The following is a 1,017-nucleotide window of genomic DNA, read 5'->3' as shown; positions in this document are numbered from 1 at the left end:
AACCGGGCGTGGCGGCCGGACGAGAAGATCGACAGCCTTTCCCGCCGCAGAGACTCACCGAAACGCCGGCAACTGAACTTCGATCCCGACGAGACCGAGGTCGATCGCTATGAGGTGACCGAAGACGCGGGAAAGTTCGACCTGATGGGCGAGGCGACCGCAAATTCCGACAAACGGCACCGCAATGTTCCGGATGGCCTGCCCGACATCGGCTTGCTGATGAGCGCCCCGTTGCCTGCTGCGGCAGAGCAATGGAAGGCGAAGCGCGGCAGGCATGAGGCCACCGCGGCACAGAAGGCCCGCTGGCGCGGCTGGAGCGAGGTCATGTTCGAATCGTACGGCACGGCCATCAAGCTGATGGAAGCGAGAATGAACGATCTGCTGGCACCGACGGGAGAGGTGTCGCTTGCCTGGAAGATGCCGCACAGCATACCGGTGCTGGGCGTGGACCCAAGGGAGTGGGGCGGTGGTGCAGGCCAGCCATTGACCGAGGATGAGATCCGGCGGGTCGGGAACTGCTGGTATCCGGTCTATGCCATGGGATACAACTGGCTGCAAAGCAACGGCGTATCGGCGGGCAAGCTTGCCAGGCGCATTGACGAAGTGATCGCGATGTACCAGGCCAATGGGCGTCGCTGCGAGAAGGTCATCATCGTGACGCATTCGATGGGCGGGCTGGTTGCCAGGGCGATGTTGAATCCGAAGTACGGCAACGGTATCGACAAGAAGATCCTTGGCATCTATCACAACGTCCAGCCCCCCGTCGGGGCAGCGGCGGCCTACAAGCGGGTACGTGCGGGCTTTGAGGATGCGAAAGGCAACCTGATGGGCGCCATCGAACGCGCGGTGATCGGCAAGACCGGCAAGGAAGTCACAGCGGTCTTTGCCAACGCACCAGGGCCATTGGAGTTGTTGCCGAGCGCTTCTTATCCGCGGGGCTGGCTGCGTGTCCAGACCAGCGAGTACCGGCAGGTGATGGCGTTGCCGATTGCTTCGGACGAGCCGCTCAAGACTTAT

At 62.4% G+C, this 1,017-nt stretch carries 1 pseudogene; it reads left to right on the top strand.

The annotated features are described in order from the left end of the window. A pseudogene (locus E1J61_RS35815) lies at nt 1–1,017 on the top strand (GPI inositol-deacylase); the annotation flags it as partial.

The organism is Cupriavidus sp. L7L (assembly GCF_004353535.1).
Classification (GTDB): domain Bacteria; phylum Pseudomonadota; class Gammaproteobacteria; order Burkholderiales; family Burkholderiaceae; genus Cupriavidus; species Cupriavidus oxalaticus_A.
Note: the sequence above shows the minus strand (reverse complement) of the source record. Positions and strands in the feature narration are given on the sequence as shown.